This window comes from Xanthomonas sp. F10, assembly GCF_014206815.1.
GTDB classification, from domain to species: Bacteria; Pseudomonadota; Gammaproteobacteria; order Xanthomonadales; family Xanthomonadaceae; genus Xanthomonas_A; species Xanthomonas_A indica.
This window is the reverse complement of sequence record NZ_JACHNP010000001.1, coordinates 1,857,364-1,871,219: the sequence shown is the minus strand read 5'-3', so window position 1 is coordinate 1,871,219 and position 13,856 is coordinate 1,857,364. Positions and strand designations below refer to the sequence as shown.

Genomic DNA, 13,856 nt, shown 5'->3' with positions numbered 1-13,856 from the left:
AATGACAATTGAGACGCAGAACTTCATTTGTCTACAGACATAGCGGCACGCTGCCGCTAGATCTTTAGCGACGCCAAGTGCTTGAAGGGCTTGAGTTTGGTGGGCGCGCAGGAGCAATGAGGCGACAGGCGCATGCTGTCCGGCGAAACACGCCGCGGCACAACCGTATTGGGATAGGGGCGCGCGCGCCGCGCGCTCAGCCGCGGTCGTCGCGGGTCCACAGCCCGCCGTGTTCGGACTTCACCGGAAACTTCGGCACCGGACCATAAGCCGGCGCACACAGCGCACGGCCGTCGCGCACGTCGAAGCGGGCGCCGTGCAGCACGCACTCGATGCTGCCGGCAGCAGGGTCGAAGGTGCCGGGGGACAGCTCGTAGTCCTCGTGGCTGCAGCGGTCTTCCAGCGCATAGAACTGGCCGTCGAAGTTGAACACCACGATCGGCGTGTCGGTCACCTCGTCCCACACCGTCTTCATTTCGCCCGGCAGCAGTTCGCCGTCGGCGCAGACGAAGGTCCAGGTCTCGCTCATGCAGCACCGCCCAGCGGCTTTTCCAGCACCTCGAAGCGCAGGTCTTCGCGCTTGGGCAGGCCGAAGCGCGCATCGCCGTAGGGAAAGGGCTTCTTGATGCCGGTGCGGCGATAGCCGCGGCGCTCGTAGAAGGCGATGAGTTCTTCGCGCAGGTCGATCACCGACATCCGCATCAGCGGCAACCGCCACTCCTGCCAGGCGATGCGCTCGGCCTCGGCCAGCACGGTCTTGCCCAGACCGCCGCCCTGCGCCTGCGGCTGCACCGAGAACATGCCGAAATAGCCGGCACCGTCCTCGTCGGCGACGTGCGCGCAGGCGACCAGCGCGCCATCGCGTTCGGCCAGCAGCACCAGGCTGCGCGGGCGCAGGATGTCGGCGCGCAGCACCTCGCGGTCGATGCGGTTGCCGTCGAGCAGGTCGGCTTCGGTGGTCCAGCCGACGCGGCTGCTGTCGCCACGATAGGCCGAGGTGACCAGGGCGGCGATGGCGTCGAGATCGTCGACAGTGGCGGTGCGGAAGGTGAGGGTGTGCATGCGGGGATTATGCCGGAGAGAAGCCGGGACCCGGGACCCGAGACCCGGAAAAGCAAAAGCGTTGCCATTTCGTACAGAGACGGATCTGGCCTGAAGTGTCGCTTTTGATTTTTCGGGTCCCGGGTCCCGAGTCCCGGGTCCTGGCTTTACCCCAATAGCTTGCGTACCTTCAACAACGCCGCCACGAAGCGCTCGATCTCCTCGTGCGTGTTGTAGAACGCCAGCGAGGCGCGGCAGGTCGCGGCGACGCCGTAGAACTGCAGCAGCGGGTGCGCGCAGTGCTGGCCGGAGCGCACCGCCACGCCTTCCAGGTCGAGCAGGGTGGCCAGGTCGTGGGCGTGCGCGCCCTCGATCAGGAACGAGACCACCGCGGCCTTGCCGGGTGCGGTACCAAACAGGCGCAGGCCGTCGATCCGCTGCAGTTCCTGGGTGAGGTGTGCGAGCAGTTCGCTCTCGCGCGCTTCCACATGCTGCAGCCCGATCGCCTGCAGATAGTCCACCGCCGCACCGAGGCCGACGAAGCCGGCGATGTTCGGGGTGCCGGCCTCGAACTTGTGCGGCGGGTCGTTGAACACGGTGCCGTCGAAGCTGACTTCCTTGATCATCTCGCCGCCGCCCAGGAACGGCGGCATCGCCTGCAGGTGCTCGCGCCGCGCCCACAGCGCGCCGGTGCCGGTCGGGCCGCACATCTTGTGGCCGGTGATGGCGTAGAAGTCGCAGCCGATCGCGGCCACGTCCAGCGGCCGGTGCGGCGCCGCCTGCGAGCCGTCGATGACGCTGACGATGCCGCGCTTGCGCGCCTCGCGGCAGATCTCGCGGACCGGGTTGACCGTGCCCAGCACGTTGGAGACGTGGGCCAGGGCCAGCAGCTTGACGTCGGCGGTCATCGCCGCGCGCAGCGCGTCCAGGTCGAGCGCGCCGTCGGCGGTGATTTCGGCGACCTTGACCGTGGCACCGGTGCGCTGCGCGACGAGTTGCCAGGGCACGATGTTGGCGTGGTGCTCCATGCGCGACACCAGGATGGTGTCGCCGGCGCGCAGCCGCGGCAGTGCCCACGAGTACGCCACCAGGTTCAGCGCGAAGGTGGCGCCGCTGCACAGCACCAGTTCGTCGGCACGCACGTTGAGAAACCGCGCCAGCCGGGTTCGTGCGCCTTCGTAGGCCTCGGTGGCCTCGCTGCCGAGCGCGTGCACGGCGCGGCTGACGTTGGCGTTGTGGCGGCGGTAGAAAGCGTCGGTTGCCGCGATCACCTGCAGCGGCTTCTGCCCGGTGTTGGCGTTGTCGAAGTACACCAGCGGCTTGCCGTGCACTTCCCGCATCAGCAGCGGGAAATCGCGCCGGACCGCGTCCCAGTCCGGCGCCTGCGGCGTGGCGGTGTGCGCAGCGGGCCCGTTCATGCCACGCCTGCGGCGCTGAGCGCCCGCTCCAGACGTGCCAGCAAGCCTTCGCTCAGTGCCGGCTCCAGCGCGCCCAGCGGCTCGCGGCAGAACGCGGCGGTCAGCAGTTGCTGCGCGCGCTCCTGCGGCAGGCCGCGCGAGCGCAGGTAGAACAATGCATTGGTATCGAGCTGGCCGACGGTGGCGCCGTGCGCGGCCTTGACCTCGTCGGCGTCGATCACCAGCACCGGCTGGGTATCGATCTCGGCGTCGGCGGACAGCAGCAGGTTCTTGTTCGACAGCGCCGCGTCGGTGCCGTCGGCGCCGTGGCGGATCTGGATGCCGCCATGGAAGGCCACGCGGCTGCGCCCGGTGGCGACGCCGCGCCACAGCAGTTCGCAGGCGGTGTCGCGGGCGATGTGCTCGATGCCCAGGCGGGTGTCGAGCTGGCGCCGGCCATTGCCGAGCAGCACGCCGTTGGCGACCAGCCGGGCGTTGTCGCCCTCCAGGCGCACGTTGAGTTCGTGCCGGGCGAGCGCGCCGCCCAGTTCCAGGTCCATGCGCCGGTACTGCGCGTCGCGCGCCAGCACCGCGTCGGTGCGCAGCAGCGCGGTGACGCCGGCCGCCTCGTCCTGCACGCGGGCGTGGGTCAGCTGCGCGCCGGCGGCCAGGTGCACGTGCGCCAGGCTGTTGCTCAGGTGCGCGGCGTCGCCGGCATGCAGGTGATGCTCGACCAGCGCCAGCGTCGCGTCCTGGCGCAGTTCGATCAGGTGGCGATGGTGCCAGGCCAGATCGGAATCGGCAGCGGTGGAGACGAACACCAGGTGCAGCGGCTGCGCCACGCGCACGCCGGCATCCACCCGCAGCACACTGCCTTCGTCGGCGAGGGCAGCGTTGAGCCGGGCGAACACCTCGTCGCTGCGCTCGAAGCGGCGGCCGAGGAAGCGCATGGCATCGTCGCCGCTTTGCAGGATCGTCGACAGGCGCTGCAGCTCCACCCCGGCCGGCAGGCCGGACAGGTCCGACAGCGTATCGCTGGCGCGGCCGTTGACGAACACCAGGCGCGGTGCCGGGATGCCGTCGAGCAGTGCCGCATCCACTGCCGGTGCCGTCTGCGGTGCGGGCGCGAAGCTGCGCCGTTCCAGCGCGCGCAGCGAGGTGTACTTCCAGGCTTCGCTGCGCGCGCCGGGCAGGCCGTCGCGCAGCGCCTGCTCCAGCGGCGCGCGGCGCGCGCCATCGCCGTGGAACGCGGCGGCCAGCGAGTCGAGCAGGGCGCTCATTGCACCGCCGCCTCGGGCGCCACGCGCTCCTTCAGCCAGGCATAGCCGTGCGCTTCCAGCTCCAGCGCCAGCTCGGGGCCGCCGGTCTGCACGATGCGACCATCGGCCAGCACATGCACCACGTCGGGCTTGATGTAGTCGAGCAGGCGCTGGTAGTGGGTGATCACCACGAACGCGCGCTCCGGCGAACGCAGCGCGTTGACGCCTTCGGCGACGGTCTTAAGCGCGTCGATGTCCAGGCCGCTGTCGGTCTCGTCGAGGATCGCCAGCTTCGGTTCCAGCACCGCCAGCTGGAAGATCTCGTTGCGCTTCTTCTCGCCGCCGGAGAAGCCCTCGTTGACGCCGCGATGCAGCAGTTCGTCCTTGAGGTGCAGCACCGCCAGCTTCTGCCGCACCAGCTTGAGGAACTGCATCGAATCCAGCTCGGCCTCGCCGCGCGCCTTGCGCTGCGCATTGAGCGCGGCGCGCAGGAAGTAGGTGTTGTTCACGCCGGGGATTTCCACCGGATACTGGAAGGCCAGGAACAGGCCGGCGGCGGCGCGCTCCTCCGGTTCCAGTTCGAGCAGGTCGGCGTCGTCGAAGCGCACGCTGCCGTCGGTCACGGTGTAGCCGTCGCGGCCGGCCAGCACGTTGCCCAGGGTGGACTTGCCGGCGCCGTTGGGGCCCATGATGGCGTGCACTTCGCCGGGCTTCACCTGCAGCGACAGGCCCTTGAGGATGTCCTTGCCGGCGACGGAGGCGTGGAGGTTGTCTATGGTCAGCATGATATTGGGAATCGGGACTCGAGAATGGGGAATAGGGAAGAGCAGGTAGAGGTGCAGCGGAAAGATGCGGGAAGAGAACCGATTCCCGATTCTCCATTCCCGATTCCCGGCTTCGCAGGCGTCAGCCCACCGAGCCTTCCAGCGACACTTCCAGCAGCTTTTTGGCTTCCACCGCGAACTCCATCGGCAGTTCGCGGAACACCTGCTTGCAGAAGCCGTCGACGATCATCGACACCGCGTTCTCCTGGTCGATGCCGCGCGCGCGGCAATAGAACAGTTGGTCGTCGCTGATCTTGGAGGTGGTGGCCTCGTGCTCGACGGTCGCGGTGGGGTGGCGCACCTCGATGTACGGGAAGGTATGCGCGCCGCACTGCTTGCCGATCAGCAGCGAGTCGCACTGGGTGTAGTTGCGCGCGCCCTCGGCGCTGCGTTCCACCTTGACCAGGCCACGGTAGGTGTTCTGCCCGCGACCGGCGCTGATGCCCTTGCTGACGATCTTGCTCTTGGTGCGCTTGCCGACGTGGATCATCTTGGTGCCGGTGTCGGCCTGCTGGCGATGATGGGTCAGCGCCACCGAGTGGAATTCGCCCACCGAGTCGTCGCCCAGCAGCACGCACGAGGGGTACTTCCAGGTGATCGCCGAACCGGTCTCGACCTGGGTCCAGGTGATCTTGCTGCGCGCGCCGCGGCACTCGCCGCGCTTGGTCACGAAGTTGTAGATGCCGCCGCGGCCTTCCTCGTCGCCCGGATACCAGTTCTGCACGGTGGAATACTTGATCTCGGCGTCTTCCAGCGCCACCAGCTCGACCACCGCCGCGTGCAGCTGGTTCTCGTCGCGCATCGGCGCGGTGCAGCCTTCCAGGTAGGACACGTAGGCCTTGTCCTCGCACACGATCAGGGTGCGCTCGAACTGGCCGGTGTGGCCGGCGTTGATGCGGAAATAGGTGCTCAGCTCCATCGGGCAGCGCACGCCCTTGGGAATGAACACGAAGCTGCCGTCGGAGAACACCGCCGAGTTGAGGGCGGCGAAGAAGTTGTCGCCGACCGGCACCACGCTGCCGAGGTACTGCCTGACCAACTCCGGGTGTTCCTTGATCGCCTCGGACATCGAGCAGAAGATCACGCCCTTTTCGGCCAGTTCCTTGCGGAAGGTGGTGCCGACCGAAACCGAGTCGAACACCGCGTCCACCGCCACGCCGGCGAGCTTGGCGCGCTCGTGCAGCGGCACGCCGAGCTTGTCGTAGGTGTCCAGCAATTCCTTCGGCACCTCGTCCAGCGAGGCGTACTTCGGGCCCTTGGGCGCGGAGTAGTAGCTCAGCGCCTGGAAGTCGATCGGTGCGATGTCCAGCTTGGCCCAGTGCGGCATCGGCATCTTCAGCCAGTGCCGGTAGGCGGCCAGGCGCCATTCGGTCATCCATTCCGGCTCGTCCTTCTTCACGGACAGGGCGCGCACGACGTCCTCGTTCAGGCCGGGCAGGAACGAATCGGATTCGATGTCGGTGACGAAGCCGGCGTCGTAGCGACGTCCCAGCCGTTCCAGGATTTCAGCGTTTTCGGTGGCCATCGGGCTGCCTACAGGTCAGGTGGTCGCGAACCGCACGGCGATGGGACGCCGTTTCGGATCGCCGGAGGGGAGGAGGGGGTGAAGCATCTGCGCCAGGGTCACGCCGCGCAGCGCGTCGGCGACCACGTCGTTGATCAGCCGCCAGTTGGAGCGCACGCCGCAGGTCTGGGCGATGCTGCACTGGCTGCCGTGGTGGCTGCATTCGGTGATCGCCAATGGGCCTTCCATCGCCTCGACGATCTGGATCAGGGTGATGGCGTCGGCCGGGCGCGCCAGCCGGTAGCCGCCGCGCACGCCGCGCAGGCCTTCGACCAGGCCGGCCTGGGCCAACGGCTTGAGCAGCTTGCTCACCGTGGGCGACTCCAGCCCGGCCTGCTCGGCCAGTTCGGTCGCGCTCAACACTTCGTTCGGACGCGCGGCGAGCACGGTCAGGACGACGGTGGCGTAATCGGTGAGCTTGGTGACGCGGAGCATGGCGACACGGTCGAATTTCAATGCGGACCGAAATTGTACTCTTTTGCTCCGCAGGGTCCAACCCGGCCGTTCATCTTTTCTTTCGATCGTGGCGATTCGGCCTCGCCGGGGTGGCGTCTGACGGCCTGACACGCGCGGGCTTGGGATCGCGGGCGATGTGCGCCAGAATCTAGGCTTTCCTGTCCGGATCGCCGCATGCCCCGCAAGATCGCCGCCCGCAAGTCCCGCATCCATGGCAACGGCGTGTTCGCCGTGCTGCCGCTCAAGAAAGGCGAGCGGGTCATCGAGTACAAGGGCCGCCGCCGCACCCACGCCGAGGTCGACCGCGACGAGGCCGGCGACGTCGAGACCGGACACACCTTCCTGTTCACCCTCAGCGACGACTACGTGATCGACGCCAACTACGAGGGCAACGACGCGCGCTGGATCAACCACAGCTGCGCGCCGAACTGCGAGGCAGTGATCGTCGAGGCCGAGGGCGAGGACCGCCGCAAGGACAAGGTGGTGATCGAGGCGCTGCGCGACATCAAGCCCGGCGAGGAACTCACCTACAACTACGGCATCACCCTGGCCGAGCGGCACACGCCGCGGCTGAAGAAGATCTGGGAATGCCGCTGCGGTGCCAGGAATTGCACCGGCACCATGCTGCAGCCCAAGCGCTAGCGTCACGTCCAGCCGTGCACGCCGCGCCGACGCGTGGTTCACGGCCTTGCCACCGCGGCGCTCCTAGGGTGGGTGTTCCCCCATTCGAGGAGTGTCCCATGAGTGCAATGCCTTCCCTTGCCGGCAAGCAGGTGGCTGTCCTGGCCACCGACGGTTTCGAGCAATCGGAACTGCAGGAGCCCAAGCGCTTGCTGGAATCCTGGGGCGCCCAGGTCGACGTGATCGCGCCGGGCGAGGCCACCAGCATCCGCGGCTGGAACAAGAAGGACTGGGGCGACAGCGTGCCGGTGGACAAGCGATTGCAGCAGGCCCAGGCCGGCGACTACGACGCGCTGGTGCTGCCGGGCGGGGTGATCAATCCCGACAACCTGCGCACCGAGCCCACGGCGATCGCCTTCATCCAGTCCTTCGCCAGTGCCGGCAAGCCGGTGGCGGCGATCTGCCATGGTCCGTGGCTGCTGGCCGAGAGCGGGCTGGTGCGCGACCGCCAGGTGACCTCGTGGCCCTCGCTGAAGACCGACCTGTCCAATGCCGGTGGACGCTGGGAGGACCAGGAGGTGGTGGTGGACGGCAACCTGATCACCAGCCGCAAGCCGGACGACATCCCGGCATTCGCGCAGGCCGTGGCCAAGGCGCTGGGCTGAGTCCGCGGCGGTGCGCCTGCGCCGCCATGCTGGTGGCGTAGGCCGAAGTGCGATCGACGTAGAAACGGCGGCCTTGGCCGCCGTTTTTTTGCGTGCGCGGTGTGCCGGACGGCCGTCGCCGGCATGCGCAAGTTATTGCCCGGGAAGCATGCCTGCGGGCACCAGCTTGCTGATGTCCTGATTGAAACGCACTACCAGCGCGCCGTTCTCCACGCCGGCCGACTGGATCTGCACGTCGCCGAGCATGGCGGTCAGGCGCGGATCCAGCTTGTAGATCGGCTCCTTGCGCGCATAGTCCTCCAGCCAGGCATTGAGCAGTTCGCGCGTGTTGGCGTCGAGCTTGCCGCCGTTGGCGGCCGGGCGGAAGTCGTCGATGGTGGGGGACTGCAGGTGGAAGCTCTGGCTCTGCTGGTCGTAGCGCAACGCGCTGGTCAGCAGCACCTGCCCCAGTGGCGTCGCCGCGCCGCCGCCGGTGGCCATGCTCAGGTCGAACTGCATCTTCAGCCGATCGCCCGGCGGCAGGCTCAGCTTCGGGTCGCGAACGGTCATCTTGATCAGCCCGCCGAGCGCCTTGTGCGTCTGCGGGAAGCTACCGTCGAGATAGTGCTGCACGTCGGCGGCACCGACGCTGACCTGGCGGCCCTGGATGGTCGGCTCGGCCTGGACCTGGGCGGCGGTGGCGAGCAGCAGCAGCGCCGCGGCGCGCAGGGTGAACTGGCGGAAGGTCATCGAGCGGGCCCTGGCAATGAAGAGGGGTTTCACCATAACCGCGGGCGGTGAATGCGCGATTAGCGGAATCGCTGCGCTCCCCGCGTCGCGGCCTTACGCGACAGGCGCAGGCGCCAGCCGCGCGAGCAGGGCATCCAGCGCCGGCTGCAACGGCGCCAGCAGCGCGCGCGCCTCGCCGTCGCTGCGCTCGCCCAGGCTGCGCAGCAACTGCGTGCCGACGATCAGCGCGGCGCGCTCGTCGCCGCGCAATCCCGGCTGGCGCTGCGCCGCCTCCAGCAGGCGCATCCAGTCCTGCCGGCAGCGTGCCTCCAGTTCGATGGTGCAGCGGCCCTGGCAGGGCAGGCCGTCGTCCTGGATCGGGGTGACGGTGACGCGGTAGCGTTGGGAGGCGGTCATGGCAGTGGCGCACGCGGTGTGTGCCTCCAAGATAGGCGCGGCCAGGCGCCACCACGAGCCTGCTGCCCGCGACGCTCTGTTCCAGTGCTTCCGTTCAGCGTCCGGCGCGCAGCAGCGGCAACGGGTCGTAGGCGCCGCCCTCGGCGTAGATGCCGTAATGCAGATGCGGTGGGGTGCCGCGCGCGTTGCCGCTGTCGCCCACCGCGCCAAGCGGGTCGCCGGGTTCCACCAGGTCGCCGACCTGCAGCCCCGGCGCCCATGTCTCCAGGTGCGCGTAATAGTGCCGCTGCCGAGCCGGGCCGAGCACCCAGACCTGGCGGCCGCCGAGGCCGCGGTCGGCGATGGCCACGACGATGCCGCGCGTGGCCGCCACCACCGGCGTGCCGCGTTTGGCGAAGATGTCCACGCCGGCGTGCTGGCGGTCGCGCCCGCGCGGCGCGCCGAAGGTGGCGGCGACGCGGCGCGGATCTACCCCTTCGACCGGCATGTGCAGCGCAGTCGGCGCCGGCGCCCGGGCCAGCTCCCAGCCGACGCGCAGGCGCTGCGCCCACGGATGCCGCCAGGCCCAGGCGGCAGCCACCGCCAGCGCGGCAAGCATCGCCGCGCGCAGCAATTCGCGGCGCAGGCGCTGCGCAGGCGAAGGCGCGGACGCAGCGGTCATGCGCTCAGTCCGCGTGCAGCGTCGCGGCCTGTTCCTGCAGGCGCTGCTTCAGGGCGTCGTCGATGCCGAGCTGCCGTGCCAGTTCGTTCAGGTAGCTGCGCTCCATGAAGCTCTGCGCGTCGGCGGCGAGCAGGCTGGCCAGGTACATTTCCGCGGCCATCTCCGGGGTGGTCGACGCGCGCGCCACCTCGGCCGGATCCAGCGGCTTTTCCAGTTCCGCATGCAGCCACTGCTGCACGTCGGCGTCGTTGCCATGGAGGCGGGCGAACTCGCCTTCGATCAGGCTGCGTTCGCGTTCGTCCAGGTGACCGTCTGCCTTGGCCGCGCCGACCAACGCGCGCAGCACAGCCTGGCTGTGCTGTTCCACTTCCAGCGGCGGCAGCCGGTCCAGCGTCTGCGGTTCGGGTGCGGCGGCGCCGAGTTGCTGGCGGCGATAGTCGCCGTAGGCCCGATAGGCCATCAGCCCCAGCGCGGCCAGGCCGCCGTAGGTCGCCAGCTTGCGGGTGGTGCGGTGTTTGCCGAGCAGCAGGCCGAGCGCGCCGCCGCTGAGGGCTCCCTTGCCGAAGTCGGCGTTGAGCAGGCCGCCCAGGCCGCCGGCGGCCTGCTGCGCCGGTGCGGTTGGAGCGGCGGTGCCGGTCTTGCCCATGGCCTGGCCGGCGGCGCCCTGCGCCGATTGCAGCAGTTGGTCGAGAAAGCCCTGTAGTTTCATGCAGGTGATCCTGTCGAAGGGAAGCACCGGTATAGCCGCCGCAGCCTTAGCGGGCCGTCAACCCGAATGCGCAGGCGGCCAAAAAAAACGAGACGGCCGAAGCCGTCTCGTCGATGTGCTTGCCTGGATCAGGCGACGCTGCTCAGAGCGCGGCGTCCTTGAGCTTCTTCAGCGGGCGCACCTTGAGCTTGGTGGTGGCCGGCTTGGCGGCGAACCACTGCTCTTCCTTGGTGAACGGGTTGATGCCCTTGCGCTTCGGCTTGGCCGGCACGCTGACGGCGGTGATCTTCAGCAGGCCCGGCAGGGTGAACGAGCCGGCGCCCTTCTTGCTGACCGAACCGGCCACGGCATGCTCCAGCGAGGCCATCACGGCGCGCACGTCCTTGGCGATGACGCCGCTGGTCTCGGCGATGTGCGCCACGAGCGCGGACTTGCTCAGCACGTCCTTGATCGGCTTGGGAGCGGCCGGCTTGGCGGCGGCCTTGGTCGCTACCTTCTTCACTGCCTTCTTCGGGGCAGCCTTTTTTGCGGTCTTTGCCATGATGTCCTGATTCCGTATTTGGTGGTTTTGGGTCGCGCCGACCCCGTCGGCATGGCGAAATGTAGGGCATGTGCTACGCCGCGCCAATAGGCCGGAAGCAAAAAAGCACGAATATTCGCCGCGAACGCGGAGTTTTCTGTCGGCGGGCGGCGCCGGAACCGGCAAATCCGCGGGGTGCCGCGGGTCCTTGCCACGGCGCGCGCGGCCAACGCGATGGCCGCGCAGGAGCACGCATGCATAACGCCGCCTGGCCTATGGTCCGCGTTCCACTCACCGACAGGAGCCTCGCATGGGCATTTCGCGTCACGCCACCGCGCATTGGGAAGGCGATCTCAAGACCGGCCAGGGCCGGTTGCACACGCCGCAGAGCGGCCTGCTGGAGAACACCCGCTACGCGTTCAACAGCCGCTTCGGCGAGGAGAAGGGCACCAACCCGGAGGAGCTGATCGCCGCCGCGCACGCCGGCTGCTTCACCATGGCGCTGTCGGCCAAGCTGACGGAAGCCGGCTTCCCGCCGACCGCGCTGGACACGCGCGCCGACGTCGACCTGTCGATGGAAGGCGGTCCGCAACTGTCGCAGATCCGCCTGAAGGTCAAGGCCGTGGTGCCGAACATCGAGGCTGCGCGCTTTCGCGAGCTGGCCGACGACGCCAAGCAGAACTGCCCGGTGTCCAAGGCGCTCAGTGCGGTGCCGATCAGCCTGGAAGCGGAGCTCGGCTGAGCCCGAGGCGGTCCGGCAGCAGGCCGGGCCGCCATTGTGGACATCGCGCCTGCAGCGCCACCGGCACGATGTCCGGCACGCAGTGCGCTTTTTCTCTCTCTGGCACGAGCGCCCGATGCAGTGCCTAGCTGTCGCAACGCTAAATGCGCGTGCCGCGGCGATCCCAATTCAGTCTGGTTTCACCGCGTCGGATCGAGCATGCAGTCGCGCGATCCACGCGCTTGGAACCATCGCCATGAACAAGCTCTCGACCCGTCTGTTGACCGCTGCGCTCGCTGTCGGCGTCATCGGCTCCGCCGCCGCGCAGGATTACGGTTACACCCGCTACGACGACTACCGCGACCGCGGTTATGCGTCCGGCACCTACGAATACGCGCGCGTGGTACGCGCCGATCCGATCCTGGTGCAGGTCAATGGTCCGCGCGAGACCACCGAGCGCTGCTACGACCGTCCGGCCTCCGGCAGCTACGCCAGCGACTACGGCTACCGCGGCACCGATGGCGGCCGCACCGCCTCCTCGGTGGTCGGCGGTATCGCCGGTGCCGTGCTGGGCAGCCGCGTCGGCGGCGGCAATGGCCGTTTCGTCGGTACCGCGGTCGGCACCATGCTCGGCAGCCTGGCCGGCCGCTCGATCTACGACACCAATACCCGCGCCTATGGCGGCGGCTACGGTGGCGGCGTGGTCCGCGAATGCGATCCGGTGTCCTATCGGACCGAACGCTACGACCGCGTCGACGGTTACGACGTGACCTACGAATACGGCGGCCGCTACTACCACACCCGCACCGCCTCGCCTCCGGGCGACCGCATCCGCGTCCGCGTCGACGTCCTGCCCGACTGACGTACCGCCTGACTGACTTAAAGGGCGCCTCCTCGCGAGGCGCCCTTTGTTTTGCGCGCCCGTCCGCAGCTGCAGACGGGCGCGGCGGCCGACGGCGATCAGGGCCAGTCGATGTGGCCTTCGATCACCGTCTGCACCTGCCCGCCCGACCACACCTCGCCGGCCGCGTCCACGTGCAGCGTCAGCAGCGCATCGTGGCCGACCTCGCGACCCTGGCTGGCGACATAGCGGCCGCCGTGGCCGGGCAGGGCGTCGCTGTGGTCCAGCCATGCCGCCAGCACCGCATTGGCGGCGCCGGAAGCGGCGTCCTCGAACCGCCGGCCGTTGCCGACGAAAGCGCGCACCGCCAGTGCATAGGCCTGGCCGCTGGCGCGGGCGTAGGCGAACACGCCCATGCTGGCGGTGCTTTCGGCCAGGGCGGCGATCGCGTCCCAGTCCGGTGCCAGCGCGCGCAGCGCGGCTTCGTCGGCCACTTCGACCAGCCACCAGCAGCGGCCGCCGTCCATGCGCACCGGCGGCAGCGCGCCCAGAGCCCAGCCGCGCAGCGCCGCCTGCAGGCGCGGATCGGCGGCATCGGCGATCTCGGCCACCTGCGCGCGCGGGGTACGGATGGCGATGCTGCGCACGCCAGCGTCCACGTCGACCCGGAGCGGCAGCAGGCCGGCGATGCCGTCCTGGACCAGCACGCCGTCGCGTGGCGTGGCGATGCCCGCTTCCAGCACGACGTGCGCGGTGCCGACGCTGGGATGGCCGGCGAACGGTACCTCTTTCTGCGGGCTGAACATGCGCAGGCCGTAGCTGGCGTCCGGCCGCGTCGGCGCGAATACGAAGGTGGTTTCCGGCAGGCGCGTCCAGCGCGCGATGGTCTGCATCGTGGCGGCGTCCAGGCCATCGGCATCGAGCACCACGGCCAAGGGATTGCCGTTGCCGGCGCGGGCGGAGAAGACATCGACCTGGAAGAAGCGGCGTGCGGCCATGGCGGGGAACTCCGGACTGCGGTGGGGGAGGCCGGAGCTTATCAAGCGATCTTACAAACGATCACCGCTTGTACGAGGCCGCCGATCCACACTTCTGCCCCGTCACCAAGCGCTCGACGCGGCCGTCTCGGGCCAGTTCGCGTCCCTGGTTGGCGACGCAGCGCCCGCCACGGCCCGGCAGTCGTCCCTGCGCGGCCAGCATGGCGGCGGTCAGCGCGTTGGCACTGCCGGTGATCGGGTCCTCGGCGACGCCGACGCCGGGAACGAAGGCGCGTACCGTCAGCTGGTGTTCGTGCATGTCGCTGAAGGCGAACGTGGGCAGCCCGTCTCCGGCAGGTTCGGCCAGGCCCAGGCGCTGCATGCGCCGTGCGTCCAGGTCGACGGCGCCGAGCACCACGACCAGTGGATTGCCCAACCGGACCGGCGGAAACGCCGTCCAGTCGCTGGTCGCGGC

Annotated in this window: 17 protein-coding genes and 1 pseudogene; 4 read left to right on the top strand and 14 right to left on the bottom strand. The window is 69.1% G+C overall.

Features of this window, described 5'->3' with window-relative positions:
* Positions 1 to 196 precede the first annotated feature (196 nt).
* The 7 genes from FHR56_RS08230 to FHR56_RS08200 all read right to left on the bottom strand — a co-directional run bounded on the left by FHR56_RS08230 (position 197) and on the right by FHR56_RS08200 (position 6,520).
* A complete protein-coding gene (locus tag FHR56_RS08230) occupies positions 197 to 529 on the bottom strand; it encodes a non-heme iron oxygenase ferredoxin subunit (RefSeq protein ID WP_017915885.1) in 333 nt (110 codons plus the stop codon).
* Entirely contained in the window at positions 526 to 1,062 is a 537-nt protein-coding gene (locus tag FHR56_RS08225; protein ID WP_160947050.1) for a GNAT family N-acetyltransferase, read from the bottom strand. Before FHR56_RS08225 ends, FHR56_RS08230 begins: the two co-directional genes overlap by 4 nt.
* 146 nt (positions 1,063 to 1,208) lie before the next feature.
* Positions 1,209 to 2,459: a cysteine desulfurase gene (locus tag FHR56_RS08220; protein ID WP_160947049.1), complete on the bottom strand. Its 1,251-nt coding sequence runs from the start codon at positions 2,457 to 2,459 to the stop codon at positions 1,209 to 1,211.
* The gene (gene sufD / locus FHR56_RS08215) at positions 2,456 to 3,718 is read right to left on the bottom strand and encodes a Fe-S cluster assembly protein SufD (protein ID WP_160947048.1); all 1,263 of its coding nucleotides are present in this window, start codon (positions 3,716 to 3,718) and stop codon (positions 2,456 to 2,458) included. Before sufD ends, FHR56_RS08220 begins: the two co-directional genes overlap by 4 nt.
* Positions 3,715 to 4,482: a Fe-S cluster assembly ATPase SufC gene (gene sufC / locus FHR56_RS08210; RefSeq protein ID WP_019797168.1), complete on the bottom strand. Its 768-nt coding sequence runs from the start codon at positions 4,480 to 4,482 to the stop codon at positions 3,715 to 3,717. Before sufC ends, sufD begins: the two co-directional genes overlap by 4 nt.
* 121 nt (positions 4,483 to 4,603) lie before the next feature.
* Positions 4,604 to 6,046, bottom strand: coding sequence for a Fe-S cluster assembly protein SufB (sufB, locus tag FHR56_RS08205; RefSeq protein WP_160947047.1), 1,443 nt, complete (start codon positions 6,044 to 6,046; stop codon positions 4,604 to 4,606).
* A 15-nt stretch (positions 6,047 to 6,061) separates the two neighbouring features.
* Positions 6,062 to 6,520, bottom strand: coding sequence for an SUF system Fe-S cluster assembly regulator (locus FHR56_RS08200; protein WP_019796608.1), 459 nt, complete (start codon positions 6,518 to 6,520; stop codon positions 6,062 to 6,064).
* 195 nt (positions 6,521 to 6,715) lie between these two features.
* Here FHR56_RS08200 and FHR56_RS08195 point away from each other — a divergent pair, with 195 nt between their 5' ends.
* Both FHR56_RS08195 and FHR56_RS08190 read left to right on the top strand, forming a co-directional pair.
* Positions 6,716 to 7,183: an SET domain-containing protein-lysine N-methyltransferase gene (locus FHR56_RS08195; RefSeq protein ID WP_160947046.1), complete on the top strand. Its 468-nt coding sequence runs from the start codon at positions 6,716 to 6,718 to the stop codon at positions 7,181 to 7,183.
* A 98-nt stretch (positions 7,184 to 7,281) separates the two neighbouring features.
* Positions 7,282 to 7,827 carry a type 1 glutamine amidotransferase domain-containing protein gene (locus tag FHR56_RS08190; RefSeq protein WP_160947045.1) on the top strand — a complete coding sequence of 182 codons (546 nt, stop codon included), beginning with the start codon at positions 7,282 to 7,284 and terminating at the stop codon, positions 7,825 to 7,827.
* A 132-nt stretch (positions 7,828 to 7,959) separates the two neighbouring features.
* Here the strand turns inward: FHR56_RS08190 and FHR56_RS08185 are convergent, their stop codons facing one another.
* The 5 genes from FHR56_RS08185 to FHR56_RS08165 form a co-directional block, all read right to left on the bottom strand.
* Positions 7,960 to 8,556 (bottom strand): DUF1439 domain-containing protein, encoded by a 597-nt coding sequence (locus tag FHR56_RS08185; RefSeq protein ID WP_160947044.1) that lies wholly within the window; start codon positions 8,554 to 8,556, stop codon positions 7,960 to 7,962.
* 93 nt (positions 8,557 to 8,649) lie between these two features.
* Entirely contained in the window at positions 8,650 to 8,952 is a 303-nt protein-coding gene (locus tag FHR56_RS08180; RefSeq protein ID WP_160947043.1) for a DUF3861 family protein, read from the bottom strand.
* A 94-nt stretch (positions 8,953 to 9,046) separates the two neighbouring features.
* Positions 9,047 to 9,613: a M23 family metallopeptidase gene (locus FHR56_RS08175; protein WP_160947042.1), complete on the bottom strand. Its 567-nt coding sequence runs from the start codon at positions 9,611 to 9,613 to the stop codon at positions 9,047 to 9,049.
* A 4-nt stretch (positions 9,614 to 9,617) separates the two neighbouring features.
* Positions 9,618 to 10,322, bottom strand: a complete 705-nt coding sequence (locus tag FHR56_RS08170) for a tellurite resistance TerB family protein (protein WP_160947041.1) — start codon at positions 10,320 to 10,322, stop codon at positions 9,618 to 9,620.
* Positions 10,323 to 10,464: 142 nt separating this feature from the next.
* A complete protein-coding gene (locus tag FHR56_RS08165) occupies positions 10,465 to 10,863 on the bottom strand; it encodes an HU family DNA-binding protein (protein WP_026143706.1) in 399 nt (132 codons plus the stop codon).
* Between the two features lie 289 nt (positions 10,864 to 11,152).
* On the opposite strand from FHR56_RS08165, the gene FHR56_RS08160 reads away from it, so the two are divergent.
* A complete protein-coding gene (locus FHR56_RS08160; RefSeq protein WP_019796894.1) occupies positions 11,153 to 11,584 on the top strand; it encodes an OsmC family protein in 432 nt (143 codons plus the stop codon).
* A gap of 235 nt (positions 11,585 to 11,819) precedes the next feature.
* Complete coding sequence (locus FHR56_RS08155) at positions 11,820 to 12,425, top strand: glycine zipper 2TM domain-containing protein (RefSeq protein WP_160947040.1); 606 nt, start codon at positions 11,820 to 11,822, stop codon at positions 12,423 to 12,425.
* 98 nt (positions 12,426 to 12,523) lie between these two features.
* Here FHR56_RS08155 and FHR56_RS08150 read toward each other — a convergent pair whose 3' ends face one another.
* The gene (locus FHR56_RS08150) at positions 12,524 to 13,402 is read right to left on the bottom strand and encodes a PhzF family phenazine biosynthesis protein (RefSeq protein WP_160947039.1); all 879 of its coding nucleotides are present in this window, start codon (positions 13,400 to 13,402) and stop codon (positions 12,524 to 12,526) included.
* A 41-nt stretch (positions 13,403 to 13,443) separates the two neighbouring features.
* A pseudogene (locus FHR56_RS08145) lies at positions 13,444 to 13,685 on the bottom strand (PhzF family phenazine biosynthesis protein); the annotation flags it as partial.
* Between the last annotated feature and the right edge of the window lie 171 nt (positions 13,686 to 13,856).

Coding starts and splice junctions, on each gene's coding strand:
- FHR56_RS08230 (WP_017915885.1), bottom strand. CDS start 529: ATGAGCGAGACCTGGACCTTCGTCTGCGCCGACGGCGAACTGCTGCCG.
- FHR56_RS08155 (WP_160947040.1), top strand. CDS start 11,820: ATGAACAAGCTCTCGACCCGTCTGTTGACCGCTGCGCTCGCTGTCGGC.
- FHR56_RS08220 (WP_160947049.1), bottom strand. CDS start 2,459: ATGAACGGGCCCGCTGCGCACACCGCCACGCCGCAGGCGCCGGACTGG.
- sufC (WP_019797168.1), bottom strand. CDS start 4,482: ATGCTGACCATAGACAACCTCCACGCCTCCGTCGCCGGCAAGGACATC.
- FHR56_RS08150 (WP_160947039.1), bottom strand. CDS start 13,402: ATGGCCGCACGCCGCTTCTTCCAGGTCGATGTCTTCTCCGCCCGCGCC.
- FHR56_RS08190 (WP_160947045.1), top strand. CDS start 7,282: ATGAGTGCAATGCCTTCCCTTGCCGGCAAGCAGGTGGCTGTCCTGGCC.
- sufD (WP_160947048.1), bottom strand. CDS start 3,718: ATGAGCGCCCTGCTCGACTCGCTGGCCGCCGCGTTCCACGGCGATGGC.
- FHR56_RS08185 (WP_160947044.1), bottom strand. CDS start 8,556: ATGACCTTCCGCCAGTTCACCCTGCGCGCCGCGGCGCTGCTGCTGCTC.
- FHR56_RS08225 (WP_160947050.1), bottom strand. CDS start 1,062: ATGCACACCCTCACCTTCCGCACCGCCACTGTCGACGATCTCGACGCC.
- FHR56_RS08195 (WP_160947046.1), top strand. CDS start 6,716: ATGCCCCGCAAGATCGCCGCCCGCAAGTCCCGCATCCATGGCAACGGC.
- FHR56_RS08170 (WP_160947041.1), bottom strand. CDS start 10,322: ATGAAACTACAGGGCTTTCTCGACCAACTGCTGCAATCGGCGCAGGGC.
- FHR56_RS08180 (WP_160947043.1), bottom strand. CDS start 8,952: ATGACCGCCTCCCAACGCTACCGCGTCACCGTCACCCCGATCCAGGAC.
- sufB (WP_160947047.1), bottom strand. CDS start 6,046: ATGGCCACCGAAAACGCTGAAATCCTGGAACGGCTGGGACGTCGCTAC.
- FHR56_RS08175 (WP_160947042.1), bottom strand. CDS start 9,613: ATGACCGCTGCGTCCGCGCCTTCGCCTGCGCAGCGCCTGCGCCGCGAA.
- FHR56_RS08165 (WP_026143706.1), bottom strand. CDS start 10,863: ATGGCAAAGACCGCAAAAAAGGCTGCCCCGAAGAAGGCAGTGAAGAAG.
- FHR56_RS08200 (WP_019796608.1), bottom strand. CDS start 6,520: ATGCTCCGCGTCACCAAGCTCACCGATTACGCCACCGTCGTCCTGACC.
- FHR56_RS08160 (WP_019796894.1), top strand. CDS start 11,153: ATGGGCATTTCGCGTCACGCCACCGCGCATTGGGAAGGCGATCTCAAG.